This window comes from Pseudonocardia ailaonensis, from assembly GCF_039531635.1.
Lineage (GTDB): Bacteria > Actinomycetota > Actinomycetes > Mycobacteriales > Pseudonocardiaceae > Pseudonocardia > Pseudonocardia ailaonensis.
Genome location: NZ_BAAAQK010000023.1, coordinates 154,571 through 178,996 on the forward strand (window position 1 = coordinate 154,571; position 24,426 = coordinate 178,996).

At 73.5% G+C, this 24,426-nt stretch carries 24 protein-coding genes; 14 read left to right on the top strand and 10 right to left on the bottom strand.

Going from position 1 to position 24,426, the window contains the following annotated elements; translation table 11 throughout:
* The first annotated feature begins 373 nt into the window (after positions 1–373).
* Positions 374–1,384: a hypothetical protein gene (locus ABD324_RS28055; protein ID WP_344423580.1), complete on the top strand. Its 1,011-nt coding sequence runs from the start codon at positions 374–376 to the stop codon at positions 1,382–1,384.
* Positions 1,385–1,660: 276 nt separating this feature from the next.
* Here the strand turns inward: ABD324_RS28055 and ABD324_RS28060 are convergent, their stop codons facing one another.
* Both ABD324_RS28060 and ABD324_RS28065 read right to left on the bottom strand, forming a co-directional pair.
* Positions 1,661–3,034 carry a calcium-binding protein gene (locus tag ABD324_RS28060; protein ID WP_344423582.1) on the bottom strand — a complete coding sequence of 458 codons (1,374 nt, stop codon included), beginning with the start codon at positions 3,032–3,034 and terminating at the stop codon, positions 1,661–1,663.
* 138 nt (positions 3,035–3,172) lie between these two features.
* Positions 3,173–3,811 carry a TasA family protein gene (locus ABD324_RS28065; protein ID WP_344423584.1) on the bottom strand — a complete coding sequence of 213 codons (639 nt, stop codon included), beginning with the start codon at positions 3,809–3,811 and terminating at the stop codon, positions 3,173–3,175.
* 196 nt (positions 3,812–4,007) lie between these two features.
* Between ABD324_RS28065 and ABD324_RS28070 the strand changes: the two genes are divergently transcribed.
* The gene (locus tag ABD324_RS28070; protein ID WP_344423587.1) at positions 4,008–4,547 is read left to right on the top strand and encodes a signal peptidase I; all 540 of its coding nucleotides are present in this window, start codon (positions 4,008–4,010) and stop codon (positions 4,545–4,547) included.
* Positions 4,548–4,601: 54 nt separating this feature from the next.
* On the opposite strand, the gene ABD324_RS28075 is transcribed toward ABD324_RS28070, so the two are convergent.
* Positions 4,602–5,828, bottom strand: a complete 1,227-nt coding sequence (locus ABD324_RS28075; protein ID WP_344423590.1) for an isochorismate synthase — start codon at positions 5,826–5,828, stop codon at positions 4,602–4,604.
* A gap of 113 nt (positions 5,829–5,941) precedes the next feature.
* On the opposite strand from ABD324_RS28075, the gene ABD324_RS28080 reads away from it, so the two are divergent.
* A complete protein-coding gene (locus tag ABD324_RS28080) occupies positions 5,942–6,466 on the top strand; it encodes a DUF3592 domain-containing protein (protein WP_344423593.1) in 525 nt (174 codons plus the stop codon).
* On the opposite strand, the gene ABD324_RS28085 is transcribed toward ABD324_RS28080, so the two are convergent.
* On the bottom strand, positions 6,448–7,242 hold the full coding sequence (locus ABD324_RS28085) for an inositol monophosphatase family protein (RefSeq protein WP_344423596.1): 795 nt from the start codon (positions 7,240–7,242) through the stop codon (positions 6,448–6,450). The genes ABD324_RS28080 and ABD324_RS28085 overlap by 19 nt on opposite strands.
* Positions 7,243–7,420: 178 nt before the next feature.
* Between ABD324_RS28085 and ABD324_RS28090 the strand changes: the two genes are divergently transcribed.
* The 4 genes from ABD324_RS28090 to ABD324_RS28105 all read left to right on the top strand — a co-directional run bounded on the left by ABD324_RS28090 (position 7,421) and on the right by ABD324_RS28105 (position 11,509).
* Positions 7,421–8,563: a glycosyltransferase family 4 protein gene (locus ABD324_RS28090; protein ID WP_344423599.1), complete on the top strand. Its 1,143-nt coding sequence runs from the start codon at positions 7,421–7,423 to the stop codon at positions 8,561–8,563.
* 4 nt (positions 8,564–8,567) lie between these two features.
* A complete protein-coding gene (locus tag ABD324_RS28095) occupies positions 8,568–9,653 on the top strand; it encodes a glycosyltransferase (protein ID WP_344423602.1) in 1,086 nt (361 codons plus the stop codon).
* Positions 9,654–9,737: 84 nt separating this feature from the next.
* A complete protein-coding gene (locus ABD324_RS28100; RefSeq protein ID WP_344423763.1) occupies positions 9,738–10,565 on the top strand; it encodes an NAD(P)-dependent oxidoreductase in 828 nt (275 codons plus the stop codon).
* Positions 10,565–11,509: an alpha/beta hydrolase gene (locus tag ABD324_RS28105; RefSeq protein WP_344423605.1), complete on the top strand. Its 945-nt coding sequence runs from the start codon at positions 10,565–10,567 to the stop codon at positions 11,507–11,509. The genes ABD324_RS28100 and ABD324_RS28105 overlap by 1 nt, the downstream gene beginning before the upstream one ends.
* 6 nt (positions 11,510–11,515) lie before the next feature.
* Here ABD324_RS28105 and ABD324_RS28110 read toward each other — a convergent pair whose 3' ends face one another.
* Positions 11,516–12,997, bottom strand: a complete 1,482-nt coding sequence (locus tag ABD324_RS28110) for an MFS transporter (RefSeq protein ID WP_344423607.1) — start codon at positions 12,995–12,997, stop codon at positions 11,516–11,518.
* 82 nt (positions 12,998–13,079) lie between these two features.
* Complete coding sequence (locus ABD324_RS28115; protein WP_344423610.1) at positions 13,080–14,219, bottom strand: epoxide hydrolase family protein; 1,140 nt, start codon at positions 14,217–14,219, stop codon at positions 13,080–13,082.
* Between the two features lie 146 nt (positions 14,220–14,365).
* Here ABD324_RS28115 and ABD324_RS28120 point away from each other — a divergent pair, with 146 nt between their 5' ends.
* The 5 genes from ABD324_RS28120 (at position 14,366) to ABD324_RS28140 (ending at position 19,018) form a co-directional block, all read left to right on the top strand.
* Positions 14,366–15,607, top strand: a complete 1,242-nt coding sequence (locus tag ABD324_RS28120) for a cytochrome P450 (protein ID WP_344423613.1) — start codon at positions 14,366–14,368, stop codon at positions 15,605–15,607.
* Between the two features lie 26 nt (positions 15,608–15,633).
* The gene (locus ABD324_RS28125) at positions 15,634–15,825 is read left to right on the top strand and encodes a ferredoxin (RefSeq protein WP_344423616.1); all 192 of its coding nucleotides are present in this window, start codon (positions 15,634–15,636) and stop codon (positions 15,823–15,825) included.
* A 27-nt stretch (positions 15,826–15,852) separates the two neighbouring features.
* Positions 15,853–16,182: a ferredoxin gene (gene fdxA, locus ABD324_RS28130; RefSeq protein WP_344423619.1), complete on the top strand. Its 330-nt coding sequence runs from the start codon at positions 15,853–15,855 to the stop codon at positions 16,180–16,182.
* A 19-nt stretch (positions 16,183–16,201) separates the two neighbouring features.
* The gene (locus tag ABD324_RS28135) at positions 16,202–17,554 is read left to right on the top strand and encodes an FAD-dependent oxidoreductase (RefSeq protein ID WP_344423623.1); all 1,353 of its coding nucleotides are present in this window, start codon (positions 16,202–16,204) and stop codon (positions 17,552–17,554) included.
* Positions 17,555–17,854: 300 nt separating this feature from the next.
* Positions 17,855–19,018 carry an ABC transporter substrate-binding protein gene (locus tag ABD324_RS28140; protein WP_344423626.1) on the top strand — a complete coding sequence of 388 codons (1,164 nt, stop codon included), beginning with the start codon at positions 17,855–17,857 and terminating at the stop codon, positions 19,016–19,018.
* Between the two features lie 76 nt (positions 19,019–19,094).
* On the opposite strand, the gene ABD324_RS28145 is transcribed toward ABD324_RS28140, so the two are convergent.
* Together ABD324_RS28145 and ABD324_RS28150 are read right to left on the bottom strand one after the other, a co-directional pair.
* Positions 19,095–20,351, bottom strand: a complete 1,257-nt coding sequence (locus tag ABD324_RS28145) for a cytochrome P450 (RefSeq protein ID WP_344423629.1) — start codon at positions 20,349–20,351, stop codon at positions 19,095–19,097.
* 52 nt (positions 20,352–20,403) lie between these two features.
* On the bottom strand, positions 20,404–21,555 hold the full coding sequence (locus tag ABD324_RS28150; RefSeq protein WP_344423633.1) for an acyl-CoA dehydrogenase family protein: 1,152 nt from the start codon (positions 21,553–21,555) through the stop codon (positions 20,404–20,406).
* Positions 21,556–21,798: 243 nt separating this feature from the next.
* Between ABD324_RS28150 and ABD324_RS28155 the strand changes: the two genes are divergently transcribed.
* Both ABD324_RS28155 and ABD324_RS28160 read left to right on the top strand, forming a co-directional pair.
* On the top strand, positions 21,799–22,668 hold the full coding sequence (locus tag ABD324_RS28155; RefSeq protein ID WP_344423636.1) for a mycofactocin-coupled SDR family oxidoreductase: 870 nt from the start codon (positions 21,799–21,801) through the stop codon (positions 22,666–22,668).
* A gap of 12 nt (positions 22,669–22,680) precedes the next feature.
* Positions 22,681–23,460 carry an enoyl-CoA hydratase/isomerase family protein gene (locus ABD324_RS28160; protein WP_344423640.1) on the top strand — a complete coding sequence of 260 codons (780 nt, stop codon included), beginning with the start codon at positions 22,681–22,683 and terminating at the stop codon, positions 23,458–23,460.
* A 17-nt stretch (positions 23,461–23,477) separates the two neighbouring features.
* Here ABD324_RS28160 and ABD324_RS28165 read toward each other — a convergent pair whose 3' ends face one another.
* Both ABD324_RS28165 and ABD324_RS28170 read right to left on the bottom strand, forming a co-directional pair.
* Positions 23,478–23,879 carry a MaoC family dehydratase gene (locus tag ABD324_RS28165; protein ID WP_344423643.1) on the bottom strand — a complete coding sequence of 134 codons (402 nt, stop codon included), beginning with the start codon at positions 23,877–23,879 and terminating at the stop codon, positions 23,478–23,480.
* On the bottom strand, positions 23,876–24,301 hold the full coding sequence (locus tag ABD324_RS28170) for an FAS1-like dehydratase domain-containing protein (RefSeq protein ID WP_344423646.1): 426 nt from the start codon (positions 24,299–24,301) through the stop codon (positions 23,876–23,878). The genes ABD324_RS28165 and ABD324_RS28170 overlap by 4 nt, the downstream gene beginning before the upstream one ends.
* Between the last annotated feature and the right edge of the window lie 125 nt (positions 24,302–24,426).

Genomic DNA, 24,426 nt, shown 5'->3' on the forward strand with positions numbered 1-24,426 from the left:
TCCTTCTCGCGGCTGATCGACCTGATCATCAGGAGGGGCCGCGTCCGCCGGACGATCGGTGCTCGGATCGTGGGCGTCGAGGGGGACTTTCGCGATGCGCTCGCCCGTGCGAGGACATGCCCGCGCGCTGCGGCATCGCCGGCAGCTGCGGGTGCTCCTCGACAGGCGTGATCGCAGCGTCGAGGTGAGCGGCCGATCGGCCGTACATGCACTCGGCCGTCCGGGGGAGAGGGCTGCGCCGAGCGGTCACTCTCCGCCAGCTACTGTGAGTTCTCCGTAACGGCGCGGGCCTGGTGGGCGATGCCGACATCGGGGCCACGGGCCCTCCGGCCGGTCCCCCGCCCGACCGCTCCCCGACCCGTCCGAGGACATCGTGCTGTCCACGCTCCGCCTCACGACCCCCGCCGTCCGGGGCGCCGCACAGGAGTGCGCGACCCTCCTGGTCGTCGCCCTGGGTCTGTGGCTCGCGCTGCGCTCGGCCGCCGGACCGCTGCCGGAGCGGGTGTCCGGGATCGTCGGGGTCGCCGGGGAGGGCCTCGCGGCCCTGATGATCGCGCTGGCCGGTCGGTCGACCGGCAACCGCCGCGCCGTCCGGATCGCCGCCGCGGTGGCGGGGCACGCGCTCGTCGGCCCGCTGCCCCTCGCCTTCGGCGGCGGCCCGGCGCCGGGACTGTGGCCCCTGGTCGGGCTCGTGATGCTGCTCGGGGTCGTGATCCTGCTGGTCGTGGCGGTGCGTCGGCGATCGCCGGCGGACCGTCCGGCAGTGACCGTCGCGGTCGCCGTCCTGGCCTGCTGCGTCGCGGCCGCCGGCACCCTGCGGGGGCTCGTCCCCGGTTTCGGGGTCCCGTCGGGCGCGGTTGCGGGGGCGTCCCTCGCGATCTGGGCCGGCCTCGGGGCCGCCGGCCTCCTGGCCGTCGGCGCGGGCCTGCGCCGGGACCGTCCGCTGCTCCGCCGCACGGGACTGGCCTTCGCGGCCCTGGCGATCGCCCACGCGATCCGGGTCTCGGGCGTGGCGGTCGCGGTGCCGCTGGCCCTGGAGCTGGCCGCGACGGTCGTCCTCCTGGGCGCGGCCGTCCCCTACTACGCCAGCACCCGCCGCCTCCTGGCGCGCCGCTCCAGCACGTCCCGCTCCACCCCGGCCCCGCGCGCCCCGTCCTCCGTCAGGTCGGACGGCCGGAACCGGGAGGCCCCCGGCGTCTGGAGGTCGGGTGCGAGGGCCTCGGTCACCGCTCCCGCCACCCGGGGCGCGGATCCGGGGAGCACTGATCCGGGGAGCGCGGGGACCGGGGCCGTCGGTCCGCGAAGCTCGGCCTCACCGGACCCGACAACCGGCACCCCCACCGGCCCGGTCCCGCACCAACGCCGCCCCGCCGCCCGCGCCTGACGGCCCTCCCATCCCTGCTGCCGAGTTCGGCGCAGTGATCACTGGTTCTGTCCGGAAAGCGCCACTTCCGGCGGGTTCTCGGACAGGGATGCTGATCATGAAGGCGCCGAGTGAGGTGTCGCCAGGGTCGGCGACTCCACGGCTGTGATCGCCGTCCGGGACCGATCGGCGCCGTTGCCGGCCGTGATGGGGCCGAAGTGGTGATCTTCGGCCTGGTGGTCGCCGCTTCTATCGGGAAAGCGCCACTTCCGGCGGCTGCTCGGACACGACCGGCGATCATGTGGGGGTCGTGTCCGGGGTGCCTTCCGGGGCGGGGCCGGGCGGGGCACCGGCGGTTCCGGCTGTGGTGGTCGGGTCCGCTCCGCCCTCCGGCGCGGGGGCGGGCGCCGGCGCCTGGGGCGCGGGGGGCTCGGTGGTCGGAGCAGGGGCGATCGGGGCGGGGGCCGGGGCCTCGGCCGTCGGATTCGGAGGTGCGGCACTCGGAGGCGTGGGGCTCGGGGGCGTGATCGCCGGAGGAGTATCTGCCGGAGGGGTGGCCGGGGGAGTGGTTTCCCCTGTCACACAGTTCGTGGCGGTGTCGGTGGGGTCCGTGGTGCAGGTCGCCAGGTCCACCTGCCCGTCGAGGAGGTCGGCACCGAGCCCGCCGTCGAGGGCGTCCACCCCCGATCCCCCGTAGAGGCGGTCCGCTCCGGCTTCCCCGGCCAGGTGGTCGATGCCCGCCCCACCCACCAGGACGTCGTCGCCGGCGCCCCCGGAGATCGTGTCGTCCCCGTCACCGCCGACGAGGCAGTCCGCACCCGCCGATCCGGTGATCGTGTCGCCCGCCGCCGAGCCGATGACGAGGAACGGGCCGGCGACACCCGGCCGGTCCCGTGCCGCGTCGAACGACGGGTTCGCGGCCGTCAGCGTGATCTTCTCCGCGAACGACGCCACCGTCATCCCCGCCGCCGCGCACTCCGCGGGCACGTCGGCGGCGGTCACGGGCGAGGCTGCGGGCGCGGGGGTGGCCGAGGCGGTCGCCGGTTTGGTGGTCGACGCCGGCGTGGCGGCGCGGGCGGCCATCAGCGACCTCGGGGTGGTCGCGGACGCCGAGGTCGAGACCGTCAACGTCCCCGTCGTGGTGTGGTTGAAGCCGCTGCCCGAGGTGGCGTAGGCGTGCAGCTGCAGCGGGACGCTGTCGGTCTTGCCGGTGAAGAGGCCCTGCAGCACCCCGCCGTACGTGGCGGTGATCGTGGAGGTGGTCGTGCTCCCCGCCTCGACGGACGCGGCGAGGGTGTTCTCGGCGCCGTTGAGCAGCGTGCAGTAGGGGATCGACGTCCCGGCGACGGAGAACGTGATGGTCGGGCCGATGAGCCCGAGGATGTTCTTCGTCGTCCAGCCGGTGCTGCTGGCGTACGTGCAGAAGTTCGAGGCGTAGGTCGTGGCCGGCTTCGCGTTCAGCGTGATCCGGGCCGCGGTGGTCCCGGTGTAGACCACGGTGAGCGTGGCGGTGACGGTGCCCGAGCCGGTGCCGTTGGCGAAGATCAGCGTCGGGGACTTGGACGCGTCGCCGATCACCACGGTGGCCGCCCCGAGCTGTCCGGGGCTGGCCTCGACGTCGGTGTAGCGGGCGAGAGTGGTGTCCGCGGTGGACAGGAAACCCGTCGTCAAAATCGCTGTTATGGCGACGGCTACCGCGATGACCCGGCGTCGCATCACATTTCCTGAATGGTCGACGAGGTGCCCCGAAAAGAGCTTACGGGGCACCTCGAAAACGGACTGAGTGTGACGGGTCCTACGACTTTCGGGTCACGGGACCTGCTGGACGAGGTTGAACGTCGAACTGAGGGTGACGGTGTCGCCCTGCACCTTGTTGTTCGAGTTGGTCTCGGCGGTGGTCGTGGCGTCGTTCGGCAGTGCGAACCGCAGCACGTAGGTACCGGTGGTGTTCGCCGCGAGGTTGATGTTGTTGCCCGGCAACGGGCTCTTCACGAAGTCCGTCATGATCACCGGCGTGGTCGCGACGGTGGAGGCGGGCGACGACACCACGACGACGGTCATCTGGTCCTGCAGGTCACCCCCGGCCTTGCAGGCCCCGCCCTCGGCGGTGCGCTCCGGTTCCGTGCAGGTGCCGTCCGCGCCGGCGAGCGTCAGGCTGTTGGTCAGGTTGCCCGCGATCGAGCCGGAGTTCTTCACGGTGAACGTGAAGTCCTTCGTGTACCCGGGAGCGATGTTCGTGCCGGTGAACAGGGTCTGGAAGCCGGTTCCGCCGATCTCCAGGTCGAGCGTGCCCGCGGTCTGGGTACCACCGGGTCCGCTCTCGGTGTCGGTGAAGGCGGCATAGGTGCCCGCCCCGATGGCGGCGGCGGCGATCACCGCCGCGACGACTCCGACGATCAAGCCCGCTCGGCGGCGCTTGTCCTTCTTCTCGGGCTCCTGAACGGTCATGCCTGGGCTCCGGTCACTGGGAATCGGTGAACGCCGCGGAAGCAGGGGAGAAATGTGCGCGGCAGGGGGCCGAGTATGCGCACGCACATGATCAGGAGCAATTCCAGCGCAAATCGCCATTCGATCGAGTGGTGGGACGAGCGAAATCCGTCGGGTAGGCGAGAATCGCTCGCGTTCCGCGAGAGAGGACGTACGGATGGCCACCCACACCGCTGCGCCGAGGGCACACGCCCGCCGGCGCCACCCGGCCCGCCGGGTGCTCGGCGCCGTCGGGACGCTCGTCGTCCTGGCCCTGCTCGCGCTCGCCACGGCGGTGGCGATCCTGCCCCTCGCCGTCGGCGGCAGGGCGCTCACCGTGTTGTCCGGGAGCATGGAACCGACGCTGCACGTGGGGTCGATCGCCGTGGTCAGGCCCGTCGAGCCGGCGCAGCTGGCGGTCGGCGACATCGTGAACTTCACCGACCGGGACCTCTCGACCGGGCAGACGCGGATCGTCACCCATCGCGTCGTCGAGGTGGCGCCCGGGCCGCGGTTCGTCACGAAGGGCGACGCCAACCCCACGAACGACCTGCACCCGATCGCGGCCGCCGACGTCCACGGGAGGCTCTGGTACGACGTGCCCTACGTCGGCACGCTCCGCCAACGCCTCGCCACCCCCGCCGGGCTCGTGATCCTCGGCGGAGTGGTGCTGCTGGGCGTGGCGCTGGCCCTGCTGGTCCCGAAGTACCGGGACTAGGAGCGCGCTGAAAAGCTCGGGCCTACTGCGCGGCCGGAGCTCTTCAGCACCCTCCTAGTTCTCCAGCGCCTCGCGCACCGCCCGCAGCTTCGCGGCGGCCTCCCGCACCTCGCTGTCCGGGTCCGACCCGGCGACGATCCCGCAGCCCGCGTAGAGCCGGGCCGTCCGGCCGTCGAGCTGGGCGCACCGCAGCGCGACGCCCAGCTCCCCGCCGCCGTCCGCCCCGATCCAGCCGACCGGGCCGGCGTAGCGGCCCCGGTCCATACCCTCCAGCTCGGCGATCGCCGCGACCGCCTCGGCTCGCGGGGTGCCGCCCACGGCGGCGGTCGGGTGCACGGCCCCGGCGATCCGCAGCAGCGAGGCCTCGCCCCGGACCCGGCCGCGCACGTCCGTACTCAGGTGCGACACGTTGTGCAACGCGAGCACGGACGGCTCGGCGGGCACGTCGAGGCTCCGGCAGAACGGGCGTAGCGTGTCGACCAGCGAGTCCACCGCGTAGGCGTGTTCCTCGCGGTCCTTGACCGACGCGATGAGGTCCGCCGACAGATCCTCGCTGCCTCCCGAGCCCGGCCAGATCGTCCCGGCCAGCACGCGGGACTCCACGACGTCCCCCCGCTTGCGCAGCAGCAGCTCGGGAGTGGCGCCGACCAGGCCGTCGACGGCGTAGGCCCAGCAGGTGGGGTAGCGCTCGGCGAGCCCGCGCAGCAGGTGGCGGGGATCGTGCGGGGTGTCCGCGACGGCGAGCAGGTCGTGGGCGAGCGCGGCCTTCTGCAGGCCGCCGCCCCGCATCCGCCGGACCGCCTCGGCCACCGCGGCGCGGTACCGTGCGACCGGCAGCGCGCCGTCGGCGTAGCGCAGCCGCCCACCCGCCCGGACCGGCTCCATCGAGGTGACGGGACCCGGTTCGCCGAACTCGGTGACCCACGCCCGGCCGCCGCGCATCCCGGCGATCACCCGGGGCACGACCAGCACGGACCCGGGGGAGCGGTCCGCGAACGTGAGCGACGCGAAGGCGACCGCACCGGTGCCCGGGACCCCCACCTCGTCGACCACGTCGAGCTCGCCGAGCAGCCCGCGCCACCACGCGTCCGCATCCGCGAAGCGGCCCGCGCCGGCCCCGGTGAACCGCGCGACCTCGCCCCAGCCGACCAGCCCCTCGCCGCCGCGGACCCAGGACAGCGGGCCCCGCGGGTCCGGCAGCAGCCCGAGCAGGCCGCCGGCCGGCGGGTCGATCGGCCGCGTCCGGACCCGGAGCTCGGTCGGCAGCGCAGCGGTCGTCACGGGTTCGAGGGTAGGCACGTGCCGCGACGGGCGCCCGTCCCCGGTGGTCATGCTCACGCCCGGGCGCGCCCCCGGGCGGCCGGGCGTGCCGGCGTGCGCTCTACTGTGAGGTCATGGCCGGTGGGGTCGCGGGCGACACGCTCGAGGAGGCCGGGCGCACCGCCCGGGCCGTCGGCCGCACGCTGCGCCGGAAACTCCCGGAGATCCTGCTGGGCCTCGCGATCGTGACGACGGTGCTGGTCGCGCTGGGATTCGCGGGTGCGGTGCTCGACGACGTGTCGATCAGCCGCAACGAGGCCGTCGCCACCGCCGAGGTGCTCGAGGGCTCGACCGCGGCCCGCACCCTGATCCGGTTCCCGACGCCGAACGGCGAGCTGCGCGTTCCCGAACGCGGCGTCTACTACCCGCGCGGCCTCACGCCGGGCACGACCGTCGAGGTCGAGTACGACCGCACCGAGCCGGACCTCGTCCGGGTCGCCGGGCGCACCGCCTTCTCCGGGCTGCTCCCGTCGCTCGGCCTCGCCGCAGCGGGCTGGGTGGTCTTCGGCGGCGCGTCCTGGGGCGTGCGCCGCCGCCGACAGGCCTCCGGATCAAGCCGACAGGCCTCTCGGTCGAGCAGTCAGACCCACCAGCCGTAGAGCTCCTCGGCGATCCCCGGCTGCCCGACGACCAGGCCGCCCTCGGGCAGCGCCGCCGGCCGCCCGTCCCGGCCGAGCACCACGGCACCGGCCTCGTGGGCCAGGCAGAGCGCGCCCGCGACGTCCCACTCGTGGTAGCCGTCGAGCACCGCGCCGACCGCCCGCCCCAGCGCGACCTGCGTGATCGCCAGTGCCGAGGAACCGAGCACCCGTACCCCGGTGTGGTTCGCGACCGCCCGTTCGGTGAACGCCGGGCTGGGGGACTCCGCGCACACCAGCGCCCCGACCGACGTGGACCGGGGGGTGGGGCGCACCGGTGTCCCGTTGGCCCGCACCCCGCGGCCGCGGGCGGCGGCGTAGATCTGGGCCCGGCTGGGATCGGCGATGACGCCGACGACCGGCCCCGCGTCGTCGACCAGGGCGAGGCTGTAGGCGCACCAGGGGAAGCCGGCGACGTAGTTGGCGGTGCCGTCGACCGGGTCGACGACCCAGCGGTAGCGGGATCCGGCGGCCGCCGCGTCCGCGCCGTACTCCTCGCCGACGACGGGGATGTGCGGGAACTCGGCGGCGAGCACCCGGCGGGTGTGCCGCTCGAGGGTGCGGTCGGTGTCGGTGACCCAGTCGAACGGGTCCCTCTTCGACTCGGCGCCGGGGCTGCGGCCCGCGGTCGCCGCGATCACCTCGGCGGCGTCGTTGGCGAGGCGTCCCGCGACCTCGAGGGCACGCGAGACGAGTCCCGGGTCGACGGGGGAGGTGGGGCGGGACAGGACGGTCATGCCACCCGAGGGTCGGGGCCGGGGGTGTCCGGGTGGTGACGGCCGGGGGTCGACCGCGGTGAACCCTGCGCGGCGCGCAACATCGGGCCCGGGCGGCGCGGAGCATGTTGGCCCGACGTTCCCCGCCCGGCCACGTCGGCGACGGCGGCCCGCGCGCCGGAGGCGACACCGTGCCCGTGTGCGCGTCGCAATCGTGTCCGAATGCTTCCTCCCCGTGGTCAACGGCGTCACGAACTCGGTCCTGCGGGTGCTGGAGCACCTGCGTGCGTCCGGGCACGAGGCGCTCGTGGTGGCGCCGGGGACCGACGAGGCCGACTCCCACGAGGGCGTCCCGGTCGTCCGGGTGCCGGCCCTCGACCTGCCCGTCGTGTCCTCGATGCCGGTCGGTGTGCCGACCCGGCGGATCGTGAAGGCGTTGCGCGACTTCGGTCCGGACGTCGTGCACCTGGCCGCGCCGTTCGTGGTCGGCGCCCGGGGCCTGACGGCGGCGCGCCGGCTCGGGATCCCGACCGTCGCGGTGTACCAGACGGACGTCGCGGGGTTCGCCTCCTCGTACGGCCTCGGCCTGACGGCGCGGGCGGCCTGGCGGTGGACCTGTCGGCTGCACGGCCAGGCGGACCGCACGCTGGCCCCGTCGAGCTGGGCCACGGAGGCGCTGCGCGAGCGTGGCGTGCCGCGCGTGCACCAGTGGGCGCGCGGCGTCGACACCGCGCGGTTCACCCCCGCCAGGCGCTCCGCCGACCTGCGCCGCGCGCTGGCGCCGGACGGGGAGATGCTCGTCGGCTACGTCGGCCGGCTCGCCCCGGAGAAGCAGGTCGAGCGGCTCGGCAGCCTGGCCGGGATGCCCGGCGTGCGGCTCGTCGTGGTCGGCGCGGGACCGAGCGAGGGCCGGCTGCGGGCGGCGCTGCCGGGGGCGGCGTTCCTCGGCTTCCGGGGTGGCGACGAGCTGGCGGAGATCTACGCGTCCCTCGACGTCTTCGTCCACACCGGACCCACCGAGACGTTCTGCCAGGCCGTCCAGGAGGCGCTGGCGTCCGGGCTCCCGGTCGTCGCGCCCGACGCCGGTGGGCCCCGCGATCTGGTGCTGCCCGGCCGCACCGGCTACCTCGTCCCGCCGCGACCCGACGACGAGGCGGGCTGGCCGGCCGCCGACGCCGCGCTGCGCGACGCCGTCGAGGCGTTGCGGGACCCGGTGCAGCGCAGGGTGTTCGGTGAGGCGGCCCGGCGCTCGGTGCTGCGCCGCACCTGGTCCGCGGTGTGCGACGAGCTGCTCGGCCACTACGCGGACGTCATCGGCACGGACCACCTCCAGGCCGCCTGAGCCGGTGCGCATCGTCCAGCTCGCGAACTTCTACGGCCCGCGCTCCGGCGGGTTGCGCACCGCCCTCAACGCGCTCGGTTCCGGCTACGCCGGCCGCGGGCACGAGGTGGTGCTGGTGGTGCCCGGCGCGCGGGCCGCGGACCAGGTCGAGTGCGGCATCCGCCGGATCACCGTCCCGGCGCCGCGGATCCCCGGCACCGGCGGCTACCGGGCCGTCGATCCGTGGCGGGTGCAGCGCCTCCTCGAGCGGCTGCGTCCCGACGCGATCGAGGTGTCGGACCGGCTGACGCTGCGCGGCCTCGGCGCGTGGGCCTCGCGGAACAGCGTGCCCAGTGTGGTGGTCTCACACGAGCGTCTCGACCGGCTGCTCCACCAGTTCCTGCTGCCTGGCGGTGCCGCCCGGCGCGTGGCCGACCACGCCAACGCCCGCATGGCCGAGGCCTACGACACGGTCGTCTGCACCACCGCGTTCGCCCGCGAGGAGTTCGACCGGATCGGCGCCCGCAACGTCCGCCAGGTGCCCCTCGGCGTCGACCTGGCGACCTTTGCCCCGCACCGCCGCGATCCCGCGCTGCGTGCGCGGCTCGGCCGGGACGCCGACGTCCTGCTCGTCCACTGCGGCCGCCTCTCCCCGGAGAAGCACCCCGAGCGGAGCATCGACACCGTGGCGGCCCTTCGGGACTCGGGTCACCGGGTGCGGCTGGTGGTGGCCGGCGACGGCCCCCGCCGCGGCTTCCTGGAACGCCGCGCGGCGGGGCTCCCGGTGCAGTTCCTCGGCTTCGTCCCCGACCGCCGCGCGCTCGCCACCCTGCTCGCGTCGGCCGACGTCAGCCTCGCTCCGGGCAAACACGAGACCTTCGGCCTCTCCGCCCTGGAGTCCCTCGCCAGCGGCACCCCGGTCGTCGTCTCGGCGAGCTCGGCGTTGCCGGAGATCGTGGGCACCGGAGCCGCGGACTCCCCCGAGGCGTTCGCCAGGGGCGTCACCACGCTGCTGGCCGCCGACGAACCCACCCGCCGCACCGCCGCCCGTACCCGCGCCGAGGCCTACTCCTGGCCCGCCGCGGTCGACGCCATGCTCCGCATCCTGTGAGTGCTCCCGCCGCCAGGCCCTGATGTTCGGACGACGGCCGCGAACCATGGCATAGTTACGAACGCTTATTCACAGGGGGTGGCCATGCGGATCGGGTTCATCGGGGTCGGCGACCTGGGCGGAGCCATGGCTCTGATGATCGCCCGGGCCGGGCTGGACGTCACGGTGTGGGCGCGGAGGTCCACGAGCCTCGACCAGTTCGCCGGGACGTCGGTCGGGATCGCCCAGTCCGCCCGGGCCCTCGGGGCCGGGGTCGACGTGCTGTGCCTCTGCGTCTTCAGTGCCGCGGACATCGAGTCCGTCCTCTTCGACCAGGGAGCGGCCGACGGCCTCCGGCCCGGGTCGACCGTCGTGGTGCACAGCACCATCGGCCCGCCGGCCTGCGAGCGGATCGCCCGGCGGCTCGCCGGGTCCGGCATCGACACCCTGGACGCGCCGATCGGCGGGGGCCCGCGCCACGCCAGGGCGCAGCTCCTCACGGTCATGGCCGGGGGTGAGGCCGCCGTCCTCGACCGGGTGCGCCCCGTCTTCGGGGCGTACGCCCGCTCCGTCCACCATCTCGGGGGGATCGGGGCGGGGCAGCGGACGAAGGTCGTCAACAACATCACGCACCTCGTCAACATCGACAACGCCTTGCGGGCGCTGGCCGTGGCCGAGGACGGCGGGATCGACCGGGAGGAGGCGCGATCGGTGTTCCTCCACAGCAGCGCGGCGAGCTTCGCGATCGACGAGACCGTCCCCCGGCTCGGGGACGCGCCCGGCCATTTCGTGGACCTGATGCGCAAGGAGCTCGACGCCTTCCGCCGCATGACGGACGCGGACACCCCGGGCGCACCGGAGCTCGGGGCCGCGGCCGAGGAGGCGCTCCGGCACCTGGAGCGGCGGGCCGCCGAGCAGGGGGAGCCGGCCTGATGGGGAGCACGACGCAGGACCGGGGCCGCAACCCGGTCCCGCTGCACCCCGACGCCCTCGCGCTGGTGACCCGCGCGACGAGCGGCCCGCTCGTCCACACGATGCCCGTCGAGCGCGCGAGGGTGTTCGCGGAGGGGGCCCGCGAGGGGCTCGACGCCGGCTGTTCCGTGCCGGACGTGTCCGATCTCGGGATCGTGCGGGCGGGGGGCCCGACGGTCCCCGTCCGGCTCTTCCGGCCGCGCCACGGCCAGGAGTCCGAGGTGGTGGTCTGGTGCCACGGCGGTGGCTGGGCCCTGATGAGGGGTGCGGACGCCGACGCGTGCGTGACCCGCCTCGCGTCCCGGACCGGGAGCGCCGTGCTCAACGTCGACTACCGGCTCGCCCCCGAGGACCCCTTCCCCGCGGCGCTCACGGATCTCTGCGCGGTGATCGAGTGGGCGGCGGCGCGCTGGCCGCGCGTCGTGGTGGGGGGCGACAGCGCGGGCGGGAACCTCGCGGCGGCGGCCGCGCTCCGGTTCCGCGACGAGGGGACCGTGCGGCTCGCCGCCCAGCTCCTGGTGTACCCCGTCGTCGACCACGACTTCACCACCGCGTCCTACGCGCAGTTCGAGACGGGTCTGTCCACGACGCGGGTGACGATGCAGTGGTACTGGGACATGTACCTCCCCGACCCGGCGGCCCGCGACGATCCCCTCGCGTCCCCGCTGCGCGCCGCCACCCACGCCGGCCTGCCCCCGACGGTCCTCGTCGTGGCCGGCCATGATCCACTGAGGACGGAGGTGCTGGCCTACGGCGAGCGCCTGCGGGCGGCGGGGAACCGGATCGAGCGCCTCGACTTCCCCGACATGCACCACGGCTTCTTCACGATCCCGGGCCGGCTCGACCGGGCCGGTGAGGCGATCGACCTCGCCGCCCGCTCGCTGCGCGGGCTGCTCGACGGCTGACGCTCCCTACGAGCCGTCCAGGCCGCCGCCGCCCGCGGCCAGGGCGGAAGGGCCCGCGGGGAGGTCGGCAGCCTGGTCGGGCTCCTCCCGCACATGGCGCAGGACGGCCGTGCTCAACAGGACGGCGACCGCGGCACTCGCGGCCGCGAGCCAGAACAGCGTGGTCAGCGCCGCGAGCCCGGGGACGAGCAGGCCGCCCACGCCGACCGCGCCGACCGTGGCCGCCACGGCCAGCGCGGCACTCGACGTGGACTGGCCGATCGACCGCACCAGGACGTTGAGCCCGTTGGCGGAGGCCGTCTCCGTGGCCGGGACGATCCGGCTGATCAGGAGCGGGGCCGCGCCGTACGCCATCGCCGTCCCGGCCGCGACGACCACGGAGCCGAGGACGATCTGGGGCAGGTTCTGGCTGAGGAACGGGCGGAACGCGTAGGCGACGGCCATCGTCGCGGCCCCGGTCAGCATGGCCCACTGGGCTCCGAAGCGGCGGGTCACCCATGCCGAGACCGGCGCGACCACGCCGAACGCCGCCGCCTGCGGGATCATCCACAGGCCCGTCAGCGTGACGCTCAGCCCGAGCCCGTAGCCCGACTCGCGCGGGATCTGCAGGAACTGCGCGGTGACGAGCAGGTTGGCGAAGGCCGAGAAGCCGCACAGCACCGACGCGCCGTTCGCGAGCAGCACCGCCGGGCGCGCGGCCACCCGGACGTCGACCAGCGGGCTCGGTGTGCGCCACTCGAGGGGGACCCAGGCGAGCAGCAGGGCGAGCCCGCCCAGCGCGCAGCCCAGGGTGAGGCCGGACAGCCAGCCCCACTGGCTGCCCTTGGACAGCGCCAGGAGCATCGGGGTCAGGGCGAGCGTCAGCAGCACGGCCCCGCGCAGGTCGAACTTCCGACGGACCGGCGGCGCGGAGACCGGCAGCGTGCGGACGAGCATCACCAGGAGGAGGAGGCCGAACGCCCCGGTCAGCCAGAACATCGCGTGCCAGTCCAGGCGGTCCGCCACGACGCCGGCGACCGGAGGGCCGAGGCCGGCCCCGATGGCCAGCGTGGTGCTCAGCATCGCGACGCCGAGCGGCAGCCGGTCGCGCGGCAGCTCGTCGCGCATGACGGCGATGCCCACCGGGACCAGGGCCATGCCGATGCCCTGCAGGACCCGCGCACCGATCAGGGCCGGAAGGGCCGTGGTCACGGCACCCAGGACGGAGCCGAGCACCGACACGGCCAGCGTCCAGAGCATCATCCGGCGCCTGCCGTAGAGATCGGCCAGCCTGCCGACCGTCGGGGTGGCGATCGCGCCCGCCAGCAGGGTCGCGGTGACGAGCCACGTCGCGTTGTCCGCGGTGGTGCCGAGCAGGCGGGGGAGGTCCGGCAGCAGCGGGAGCACGAGCGTCTGCTGCAGGGAGACGACGATGCCGCACAGCGAGAGCACGAGGACGAGGCGCCCGGACGTCGCGTCCCGCCCGGTGGACGTCCGCGAGCCCCGCACGCTGTACCCCCTATGAATGAACGTTCACTTCATCTCACCACGACGGACTGAAGGGGGCCAGCCGCCGATGCGGTGACCCCCGTCAGGTCAGGGCGGCGGCGAAGGCGCGCACTGAGTCGATCAGGTGGTGGGGTGTCTCGAGTGCCGGGAAATGGCCGCCGTCCGGAAGGTCGCGCCACTGGACGATGTCGTAGGAGCCCTCCGCCCATTCCCGCACCGGGGTGACGATGTCGAAGGGATAGGCGCACACCGCCACCGGCACGGTGACGGCTGCTCCCGGTGCGGCCCAGCCGGCGAAGCTCTCCTGGTAGAAGCGTGCGGAGGAGCCGACGGTGCCGGTGAACCAGTAGATCGAGGCGGCCGTGAGGATGTCCGCGCCGGTGACCGGGTGTGCGGGATCGGCCCACTCCCGGAACTTCTCGGCGATCCAGGCCAGCAGGCCCACCGGGGAGTCGGTCAGGGCGAAGGCGACGGTCTGGGGTCGCGTCGCCTGGATCGCGGCATAGGCGGATCCGTTGGCGCGGTAGGCGTCGTACTGCCCGAAGGCCCGTCGCTGCGCCTCGTTCGCGGGAGGTTCCGCGCGGTGCTCGCCGGCTCCACGGGTCCCGCCGAGGTTCAGGTGGAGCCCGATCACCCGCTCGGGGTGGCGCCGGCTCAGGGCGGTGGCGACCTCGGAGCCGACGTCCCCGCCGTGGACCACGAACCGCTCGTGACCCAGCCGGGACATCAGGACGGCCATCGCGTCGGCCATCCGGTCGGCGTCCCATCCGCGCTCCCGGGTGGGTCCCGAGAAACCGAATCCCGGCAAGGAGGGAACGACCGCGTCGAAAGCGACGGAACCGTTCTCGGGGGCGGTGAGCGGACCCCATACCGAACGGAACTCGGCGACCGAGGACGGCCATCCGTGCAGGAGCAGCAGGGGTACGGCGCCCGGTCTCCCGGAGCGGACGTCCAGGCAGTGCACCCCGGTCCCGTCGATCGTGGTCAGCCACTGGGTCTCCGCGTTGAGCATCGCCTCGACCGCGCGCCAGTCGAACGAGTCCGCCCACTCGTGCCGCAGCGACCGCAGCTCGGCCGGGAGCATGCCGTCCCGCCAGGAGGCGTCGGGGAGCTCGTCCGGGAGGCGGGCGGCGCGGAGGCGCTCCCGGAGCTCCGCCAGCTCGGCGTCGGGCACGGAGACGGTGTAGGGCTCGAGGTCCCGGTCGGTCGCGGCGTCGATCACGGCGCCGGACCTTACAAGCCGGGGCGGTCGGTGGAACAGAGCAAATCGGCTATGAACGAACGTTGATTTCCCACGCCGTGGGTCTTAGCGTGTGATGCCGGCGAGGAGGCCGGGGCGCACGACCGACCAGACGAGGGAGTCCGATCGTGGAACTGCAGGACGTCAACCTTGCCGACGCGCAGCTGTGGGGGTCCGGCCGGCACTGGGAGGCGCTGCGGACGCTGCGCCGGCAGGCACCCGTCTGGCGGCACCCGGATCCGGGCGGCGTCGGACCCTGGGTGCTCACCAGGCACCGCCACATCGTGCACGTCAGCCGGGAGTGGGGGAGCTTCAGCTCCGAGCGTGACCGCGGCGGGGTGTCGGGCTTCCTGTCGAACACCCGCGAGGGCGCGAAGCTGGCCGTCAGCCATCCGAGGTTCGGCCACATGTTCGTCGAGATGGACCCGCCCACGCACGGCAAGTTCCGCCGGGCGATCCTGCCGAAGTTCGGGCCGGCGGCCGTCCGCAGGCTCGAGGACAAGGTGCGGGAGATCGCCGAGCGCCTCGTCGCCGAGGTGGTCGAGCAGGGCGAGGTGGACTTCGTCAGGGCACTGGCGACCGAGCTGCCGCTGCAGGTGGTGGCGGAGCTCATGGGTGTGCCGGCGGAGGACCGCGCCGCGCTGTTCGTGCACGTCATGGCCACGGACGGGGCCGGCGACGTGGAGATCCAGCAGCGGATCGACTCCTTCGACGCGTTGCGCGCCTACTCGAAGAAGATGGTCGCGGCGCGCCGGACCACACCGACCGACGACGCCATGGGCCTCCTCGCCCGGGCGGAGGTCGACGGCGAGCCCATCTCGGAGCTCGACCAGCAGGCCCAGTTCTCGATGATGTGGTCCGCCGGTGCCGAGACGACGCGGGCGACCATGACCGCGGCGATGACCGCCTTCGCCGCCGATCCCGGGGCGTACACCGAGATCGCCGAGAACCCGGAGCTGCTGCGGGGCAGCGCGCTGGAGGAGATGCTGCGCTGGGCCTCGCCGATCGTGTCGTTCCGGCGCAACGCCGTCACCGACGTGGAGCTGGACGGGCAGGTGATCGAGGCGGGGGAGACCGTCGCGATGTACTACCCGTCGGCGAACCGCGACGAGGAGACCTTCGAGTCCCCGGACACCTTCGACATCCACCGCGACCCCAACCCGCATCTCGCCTTCGGCGGGGGTGGCCCGCACTTCTGCGTGGGCGCCCCGATCGCGCGGATGCAGGTCCGGGTGCTGTTCGAGGAGCTCACGAAGCGGGTGCGGTCGGTCGAGCTCGTCGGGAAGCCGCGGCGCGCGGCCAAGGCGAACGTGAACAGCATCGTCGAGCTCCCCGTCCGGCTCCGGCCGGCGCTCGCGCACCGGTCCTAGAACCCTCCAGATCGGACGACGGAGACATGAAGCTGCACGTGGAGTGGACCGAGTGCGAGGGGCACGGGATGTGCGTCCAGCACGTCCCGGAGCTCGTCGACCTCGACGACGAGGGAACCCTGACCCTGCTGCGCGAGGACTTCGGTGAGCCCGAGGCGGCGGCCGTGCGCAGCGCGGTCGCGGCGTGCCCCAAGGCTGCCCTGTCCATCGGGGAATGACCGACACGGAACGAAGGTGAGAGTCCCATGACCCATGTCGTGACGGCGGGGTGCGTCGACGTGCTGGACCGCGCCTGCCTGGCGGTCTGCCCGGTCGACTGCATCTACGAGGGCGCCCGGTCGATGTACATCAACCCGCAGGAGTGCATCGACTGCGGCGCCTGCCAGCCTGCCTGCCCCAACGAGGCGATCTTCTACGAGGAGGACGTGCCCGCCGAGCTGACGGCCTTCGTCGGCGTCAACGAGTCCTTCTTCGCCGCCCCCCTGCCGGGCCGCGACGAGCCGCTCGGCACCCCCCGCAGCTCTCGCAAGCTCGGTCCGGTCGGCGTGGACCATCCCCACGTCGCGCAGCTCTGACCACCACGGGAGCCGGCTCGTGAACGCCACACCCCTGCGCGTCGCCGTCGTCGGTGCCGGCCCCTCGGGGCTCTACGCGGTCGAGGCCCTCCGGGAGGCGCTGGACGGGAGCCCGGCGGAGATCGACGTCCTCGACGGGCTGCCGGTGCCCTACGGGCTCCTGCGGCACGGGGTCGCACCCGACCACGTGAAGATCAAGAAGCTGGCCGAGGCGTTCCGCCCCCTCTGGGACGGGGCCGGCGTCCGCTTCATCGGGAACGTCCACATCGGATCGACACTCCCGCTGGACCGGCTGCGGGCGAGCTACCACGCCGTTGTCCTGGCGACCGGTGCCCAGCTCGGCGGGACGCTCGGGGTGCCCGGCGAGGACCTGCCGGGCGTCCACGACTCGGCGACGTTCGTCGGCTGGTACAACGGCCATCCGGAGGCGCGGATGGCGCCCGGCCTGCTGACCCGCGGGCCGGACGCGGTCGTGGTCGGCGCCGGGAACGTGGCCCTCGACGTCGCGCGGGTGCTCACGCGGCCGGTCGACGACCTGGAGCCCACCGACGCCCCGAGGCACGTCCTCGACGCGCTGCGCGGCTCGCGGATCACCGACGTCCACCTCGTGATGAGGCGTGGGCCGGCCGCGATGAGGTTCACCCCCATGGAGCTCCGCGAGCTCGGCAGGCTCGACGACGTGGCCGTGCGGGTACGGGCCGTCGACCTGGTGCTCTCGGAGGCCGACCGGCGGACCGTCGAGGGCGACCGGCGCCTCGCCATCCTCTACGGCGTCCTGCAGAAGTGGGCGGCCGCACCGGTGGAGGACGCCCGGCGGCGGATCCATCTGCGCTTCCGGAGCACCCCGCTCCGGTTCGTGGGTGACGCCGGGGTCGAGGCCCTCGAGATCGTGCGGACTCCGCCGGGGGGAACGGCGGACCCGGGCGCGGGGACCGGGGAGCGGCTCCCGGCGGGTCTGGTCGTCACCGCGATCGGGCACCTGTCCGACGACAGTCTCGGACTGCCGATCGACGCCCGCACCCGGGCGCTGCGCAACAGCGCGGGCCGGGTGACCGACGCCGGGGGCTCGCCGGTGCCGGGGCTCTACACCGTCGGCTGGGCCAAGCGCGGCGCGAACGGCGTGGTGGGCACCAACCGGCCCTGCGCCGAGGAGACGGTGGCGCACCTCGTCGACGACCTCCGCGCCGGCCGCCTCGACACCGCCACCGTCCTGCGGCCGGTCGACGGGTTGCTCGCCACCGTGGGCTCCTGGGTCTCGACGGCGGGCTGGCGCACCATCGAGGAGGCCGAGCTCCGCCGGGGTCGGGACGAGGGCCGGGAGCGGGCCAAGATCGCCGACCGGGCCGAGATGCTCGCCATCGCGAACGGGTGAGCGTGACCCGGGTGAGCCCGCCGGCGTCCACGGGCGATCCCGTGGTCCCTCGTGGACACCGGGACTGAACGCGGTCTCATGTGGTGCTGGACACAGGGTCCCCGCCTCCCTATAGTGAACGAGCGTTTATGCACCAGCGGTTCCCTGCGGACCACCGCCCCGACGAGAACGACGGTCGCCACGAGCGGGCCGCCCGTTCCGAGCCGGACGACCGGCCCCGACCCCTGTCGCCCGACCGGCCGGCAGGCCCCCGACGACATGCCTCCGGCACGACAGGTCCCGTGTGAAGAGAGTGAGACGATGAAGAAGCAAGCACTGGCAACGACGGCAGTGATGGGAGCACTGGCCGTGGCCCTGGCGGGTTGCGGCTCCTCGGCGAGCACCACCCCCGCGGCGGCCGCCGGCGGCCTCCCGCCGACCATCACCCTCCAGGCGGTGCAGGACCTGACGGGTCCGGCGGGCTACGCCGGGACCTACGTCCAGCGCGGCGCCCAGGTTGCGGTGAAGGAGATCAACGACACCGGTTTCCTCGGGTCCACGAAGATCGACCTCGCCTACGCGGACACCCGCAGCGACCGCCAGCAGGCGGGCATCCTGGCCACGAAGGCCGCGGCCACCGACACCCCCGTGCTGCTCGGCACCACGGCCAGCACGTCGGGCCAGGTGATCTCCCCGATCGTCGAGCGGGCCAAGCTCCCCACGATCTACGCGATCTCCACGGCGGACGGCGTCAACATCGGGCGCTACACGTACCGGGCCAGCGTCCCGGCGGCCACGATGGTCGTCGCCCAGGCGGAGGCGCTGAAGAAGTACTCGCCGAAGTCCATGTCGATCATCTACGACTCCGACGCGGACGGCACCGTCCTGCTGGGGACCAAGGCGATGCCCGCCCTGGCCGAGAAGCTCGGGATCCCGGTCAAGGCGAGCAAGACGACCGTGTCCACGACCGCGGACTACACGGCCGTCGTCTCGTCGGTGCTCCAGGACAAGCCCGACGTCGTCGGGATCGGCCTGGTCACCGCGGCCGGCGGGACGGCGCTCATCCAGCAGCTGCGGCTGCAGGGCTTCACCGGGCCGATCGCCGCGACCAGCGTGCTCGACTCCGTCTCGGGCAAGCTGGGTGCGGGGGCCGGTGACGTCTACTGGGCGACCGCGTTCAACAAGAACCGCGCCACCGAGGCGACCCGCAACTTCGACAAGGTGTTCGCCCAGTACTGCGCCACCTGCGCGGACGGGCCCACCGAGTACGACGCCTCGGGCTACGACGCGGTCTGGACCGCCGTCCGGGCGATCAAGGAGGCCAACAGCGTCGACCGGGAGGCCGTGACCGCGGGCCTGGAGAAGGTCGCCGCCACCGGCTTCGCGGGTTCCTCGGACGGCCTGAAGTACGTCAACCGGGACTTCCAGATCGCGTCCCCCGCGGTCGTGTGGCTGAAGGCGGGCACCCCCACGCTCACCAACTGACCGCAACCGACACGACGAGGGCCTCCAGGAAGTTCCTGGAGGCCCTCGCCGTGTCGTGGTTGCCGTGGCGCGGTTGCTAGGGCCCGAGCCGGTCGGCCCGGGCGGTGTCCCCTGTGGAGTAGCGGAACGTGAGGTCCAGGCCGGCCAGCTGGAACACGCCGGGCATCGGCTTGCGCCGCACCTCGTCCCGGGGGCCGGCCAGCCGGATGTCCTCCAGGCGGTCGAAGAGGACCTCGAACGCGATCTTCGCCTCCGCCCGGGCGAGCAGGTGCCCGATGCAGTAGTGGACGCCGTGCCCGAAGGCGAGGTGGCCGGAGGTGTCGCGGTGGATGTCGAAGGTGTGCGGGTCCGCGAACTGCTTCTCGTCGCGGTTCGCCGACGCCAGCACCAGTCGCGCGCGCCGGTCCTTCCGCATCGGGCAGCCGCTCATCTCCTCGTCGGCGACCAGCGTGCGCATGGTGACCTGGGCCGGGCTGACGTAGCGCAGCGCCTCCTCGATCATCTTCGGGAGGGCGGCGCGGTCCGCGCGGACCTCGGCGAAGGTGTCGGGGTGGTCCAGGAGCAGGAGCATCGCGCCGGAGAGCAGGTTGGCCGTGGTGTCGTTCCCGGCGACGAGGAAGGCCCGCAGGATGTCGAGGATCTCCGGCACGTCCAGCGGGCGCTCGTCGTCCACGCGGGACCCGACGAGCAGGGACACCGCGTCGGCGCGGGGCGAAACCCGCCGGTCTTCGATGATGTCCGCGAAGTACTTCTGGAAGTCCGCGTAGGTGCGCCGGGTCTCGAGCATGCGTTCGCGGCTCATGTTCGGGGTCAGCGTGGTCTCGACGATGTCGTCGGACCAGGCCTTGAAGCGGACCTGCTCGCTGCGCGGCACGCCGAGCCAGTCCGCCATGACGTAGCTGGGCAGGACGTCGGCGAAGTCGCGGCAGAAGTCGACCGTGGTGCGGCCGCCGAAGTCGTCGACGATGCTGTTCGCGATCTCCCGGATGCTCGCGTCGAGCGCCGCCACCACGTTCGGTGCGAAAGCACGGTTGACCAGTTTCCGGAACCGGGTGTGCACGGGCGGGTCGTTCTGCGGGAGCGTCGCCACGACGGGATAGGAGTCCGCCTCGATGGCCTCGTACTCCGGGTCGCCCTCGCCGAGCCGCGGCCGCCGGCTCGAGAACACCGCGGGCCTGGCGGAGGCGGCCTTCACGTCGTCGTACCGGGAGAGCATGTAGCTGCCGTCGCCCGGGAGCTCGAACACCGGTTCGTCCCGTCGGAGGTCGGAGAAGAAGTCGACCGGATCTGCCCAGAAACCCGGCGCCGAGAACTGCTCCTGCCTGGGATTCACGGTATTCCCTCCGCTCTCGTGGCGACTTTTCGGAGTGTACGGTCCACCCGGCTCACCCCCGGGCGACATCGCCCAGCAGATCGCGGGCGATCAGCACCCGCTGGATCTCGTTGGTGCCCTCGTAGATCTGCTGGATCTTGGCGTCGCGCATCAGCATCTCGACCGGGAAGTCGGTCACGTAGCCGCTCCCGCCGAGCACCTGGACGGCATCGGTCGCCACGGCCATGGCGGCGTCCGTGGCGTGGGTCTTCGCGATGGAGACGAGGCGGTTGGCGTCGGGCCTGCCCGCGAGGAGCGCGTCGACGGCGTCGTAGGTGATGCTGCGCGCGGTCTCGGTCCTGATGGCCATGTCGGCCAGCAGGAACTGCAGGCCCTGGAACGAGCCGATCGGCCTGCCGAACTGCTTGCGGACCTTGGCGTACTCGACGGCCTGGTCGAGCGCGCCCTGGGCGATGCCGACCGCGAGGCCGGCCACGATCGCGCGTCCCTCGAGCAGCCCCTCGGCCATCTGGGCGAAGCCCTTCCCGACCGTGCCCAGCAGGTGGTCGCCCGGGATCCGCACCTGATCGAGGTGGACCTCGCCGGTCGCGGACGCGCGCAGGCCCATCTTGTGCTCGTACCGGCCGACCGTCAGGCCCGGGCTGTCCGCCTCGACGTAGAACATCGAGATGCCGCGGGGCCCCTTCTCCCCGGTCCGCGCCAGCACCACGTAGTAGTCGCAGTGGCCCGCGTTGGTGATGAACCGCTTGCCGCCGTCGACGACCCAGTCGTCGCCGTCCTTGGTCGCGCGGGTGGTGAGGCCGCCGAGGTCGGAGCCGGCCTCCGGCTCGGTGAGGGCGAGGGCGCCCACCCGCCGGCCGTCGGCCACCTCGCGCAGGAGCGGCTCGACCCATCCGGCGTGTCCCCAGCGCACGATCTGCTTGGTGCTGAACCAGTGCGGGGTCAGCATGGTCGACGCGGTGGGGAAGACGCGGGACAGCTCCTCCATCACGGTGACGAAGCTGCGGAGGTCCGTGGTGCAGCCGCCGAACTCCTCGGGGACGGGCAGCGCCGTCAGGCCCTGGTCGCGCAGGATCCCCATCAGCTCCGTGGAGAAGACCCCGGCGGCGTCGATCTCCTGCACCATGGGCCGGATCCGCTGGTCGGCGAGACGGGCGACGACCTCCCGCAGATCGGCGATCTCCTGGGGCCAACTGTCTCGCATGCGTGATCCCTCCGTGTGCATGAACGATTGTTTATAGCATGCGAAGGGTCCCGCGGCGAGGTGTGACAGCGGCCCCGCGCGGAGGTCGACGGGCGGTGGACAAGTGGGCTGGATCAGCCTAGCGTTCATGAACGTTCGTACACTGCGCCGGAGCGGTCCCGACCGGTCTCCGGGCGCGAGAGAGGGGTCCCTCATCGTGACGCACTGCCCGGCGACCATCACCGTACCCGTCCGGAGGGCCTCGTGAGCGACCTGAAGGACGTCCTGCGGGGCAAGGTCGCGCTGATCACCGGGGGCGGCCGGGGGCAGGGGCGTGCCCATGCCGTCGCGCTGGCGAAGCGGGGCGCGAACGTGGTCCTGCTCGACGCCCCGCCGCCGATCGACGGGATGCCCTACGGCCTCGGCACCCCGGCCGACCTCGCGGAGACCGCCGGGCTGGTCGAGGCCGAGGGGCAGAAGGCCGTGGTGGCCGAGGGGGACGTCCGGTCCCAGGACTCGGTCGACGCCGCCGTGGCCGCCGGCATCGAGGCCTTCGGGCGCATCGACATCGCCGTGAGCAACGCGGGGATCTGGAACACCACGCCGGCCTGGGAGATGACCGAGCAGCAGTGGCTCGACGTCGTCGACGTCAACCTCAGCGGGCAGTGGCGCACCGCCAAGGCGGTCCTCCCGCACATGATCCGGCAGGGCGACGGCGGCTCGCTGGTGCTGATCTCCTCGATGCAGGGCCTGCAGGCCGGCTGGAACAGCGTGCACTACTCCTCGGCCAAGCACGGGGTCATCGGCCTCATGCGGGGCCTCGCCCTGGAGACCGCCCCGTACGGGATCCGGTGCAACGTCGTGGCCCCTGGGATGATCAACACGCCGATGGTCGACTGGCGCGGCGCGTTCAACATGTTCTCGGGCACCAGCGAGGGCACCCGGGACGACTTCGTCATGGCCGGCCACCGGCACTCCGCGCTCGCGCACACGGGCCCGCTCGCACCCGAGACCGTGGCGGAGGCCGTCGCCTTCCTCGTGTCGCCGGCCGCCGCCGCGATCACCGGTACGGTGCTGCCCGTCGACGGCGGCCACCTCGTCCTCCCGCGGGTCAACCAGTCGCCCGTGCTCTGAGGGGGAGACGCAGTGCCGGAACAGAAGCACTACGAGCAGCTCGGCATCGCCCGGGACGGCGACGTCGTCACGGTGACGATGCGCGAGCGCGGCCGCGCGATGCACACCGAGCTCTCGCGGGTGTTCGCCGAGCTGCGCGCGGACCCCTGCCGGGTGGTGGTCCTGACCGGCGAGGGCGAGCACTTCCTCGGCGCGGTGAACCTCGCCGAGTACGTCGCCACGGACGAGCAGGCGTGGCAGCAGTCGATGCGGGAGGCGCGCTGGATCGTGCGCGACGCGCTGGACCTGCCGCAACCGCTGGTCGTGGCCCTCAACGGGGACGGCATCGGGCTCGGGGCCTCGCTCATGAGCCTGGCGGACATCGTCGTCGCGGCGGAGGGCTGCGTCATCGGCGAGAGCCACGTCGAGATGGGGATCGCCGCGGGCGACGGGGGGACGCTGACCTTCCCGTTCCTGCTCGGGATCCACCGCGCGAAGCGGTTCTTCCTGCTGAACGAGCGCATCACCGTGGAGGAGCTGCACGAGCTGGGCGTCGTGACCGCGGTGGTCCCGCGCGCGGAGCTGGCGGCGGCGACCGCGGAGGTCGTCGAGAAGCTGCTGGCGATGCCCTCGGCCGCTCTGCAGTGGACGAAGGCCAGCGTCAACCGGGTCCTGCAGCTGTCCGCCTTCATGGGGGTCGACTCCGCGATCGGGCACGAGGGCTGGAGCTGGCACCTCGCCCCGGCGCGGGAGGGCACGGAGGCGCTGCGGCGCCGCTCGCTCGCGCAGGACGACGAGCCGCCCCCGCGGTGAGCCCCGCGGGGAGCGGGTCAGGCCGGGTCCTCGCGCACGCAGGTCGCCCAGCCCCGGATCGCCGTGTCGCCCGTCTGGCGCCGGCAGACCAGCTCGAGATCGAGCATCCCCCGGCCGTCCTCGTCGTACTCGCGGATGGCGGTGGCGACGCAGGTCAGGGAGTCGCCCGGCCACACCGGACCCTCGAACCGGACGCGGTAGCGCCGCACGGACGCCGGCGGCACGACGCCCACCAGCCAGCCCGCCAGGACACCGGCCCCGAGCATGCCCGGGCCCATCGGCATCGGCAGGTCCCGCGCCCGGCAGAACTCCTCGTCGTGGTGCAGCGGGTTCATGTCACCGGACGCGCCCTGGTAGCGCACGAAGTCCGTGCGGGTCAGGGGTCCGTAGGTCCGGGGTGCCGGCAGCGTGAAGGTCATCCGCCCGCCTCGGCCGAGGTCCGCACGCCGAGCTGGCGGGCCTCGGCGACCAGCCGCCCGTCCGGGTCCCGGTACTCCGTGACGACGAGCTGGAACGACATCAGCCCGCCACGGCGGCCGCGCTTCTCGTACTCGGGGTCGACCCGGGTGCTCACCGTGAGGACCGCCCCGGCGCCGGGGGGCGGGCCGTGGAAGACGAACTCCTGCTCGGCGTGCAGCCGGCCCCGGTCGCCCGGGTCCGCCGGACGCTGCTCGGGCGCCTCGTCGTCCCACATCCGGGCGCCGTAGAGGAACGTCGGGGGGATGACGGTGCCGTCGAGGACCTCCGGCGCCTCCGTCCAGGTCGCCCGGCTCAGCTCGCGGATCTTGCCCAGCTCGATCGGGAACCGGAAGGAGCGCACCGGCGGCTCGCCCTCGTCCATCTGTGCCTCCGTCCGTCGTGCAACCGGCTCCGAAGCGACGTGAACGGCTGTTCGGATCCGATCGGACCCTAGGCAGCGGCGCAGACCCCTGTCAACGACGCGGATGCGGCGGTACGGTTGTGAAT

What these genes read in the sequence shown, in the direction of transcription:
- ABD324_RS28065 (WP_344423584.1), bottom strand. Translation starts at nt 3,811, where the DNA reads ATGACCGTTCAGGAGCCCGAGAAGAAGGACAAGCGCCGCCGAGCGGGC.
- ABD324_RS28070 (WP_344423587.1), top strand. Translation starts at nt 4,008, where the DNA reads ATGGCCACCCACACCGCTGCGCCGAGGGCACACGCCCGCCGGCGCCAC.
- ABD324_RS28080 (WP_344423593.1), top strand. Translation starts at nt 5,942, where the DNA reads ATGGCCGGTGGGGTCGCGGGCGACACGCTCGAGGAGGCCGGGCGCACC.
- ABD324_RS28085 (WP_344423596.1), bottom strand. Translation starts at nt 7,242, where the DNA reads ATGACCGTCCTGTCCCGCCCCACCTCCCCCGTCGACCCGGGACTCGTC.
- ABD324_RS28100 (WP_344423763.1), top strand. Translation starts at nt 9,738, where the DNA reads ATGCGGATCGGGTTCATCGGGGTCGGCGACCTGGGCGGAGCCATGGCT.
- ABD324_RS28105 (WP_344423605.1), top strand. Translation starts at nt 10,565, where the DNA reads ATGGGGAGCACGACGCAGGACCGGGGCCGCAACCCGGTCCCGCTGCAC.
- ABD324_RS28125 (WP_344423616.1), top strand. Translation starts at nt 15,634, where the DNA reads ATGAAGCTGCACGTGGAGTGGACCGAGTGCGAGGGGCACGGGATGTGC.
- fdxA (WP_344423619.1), top strand. Translation starts at nt 15,853, where the DNA reads ATGACCCATGTCGTGACGGCGGGGTGCGTCGACGTGCTGGACCGCGCC.
- ABD324_RS28140 (WP_344423626.1), top strand. Translation starts at nt 17,855, where the DNA reads ATGAAGAAGCAAGCACTGGCAACGACGGCAGTGATGGGAGCACTGGCC.
- ABD324_RS28150 (WP_344423633.1), bottom strand. Translation starts at nt 21,555, where the DNA reads ATGCGAGACAGTTGGCCCCAGGAGATCGCCGATCTGCGGGAGGTCGTC.
- ABD324_RS28165 (WP_344423643.1), bottom strand. Translation starts at nt 23,879, where the DNA reads ATGACCTTCACGCTGCCGGCACCCCGGACCTACGGACCCCTGACCCGC.
- ABD324_RS28170 (WP_344423646.1), bottom strand. Translation starts at nt 24,301, where the DNA reads ATGGACGAGGGCGAGCCGCCGGTGCGCTCCTTCCGGTTCCCGATCGAG.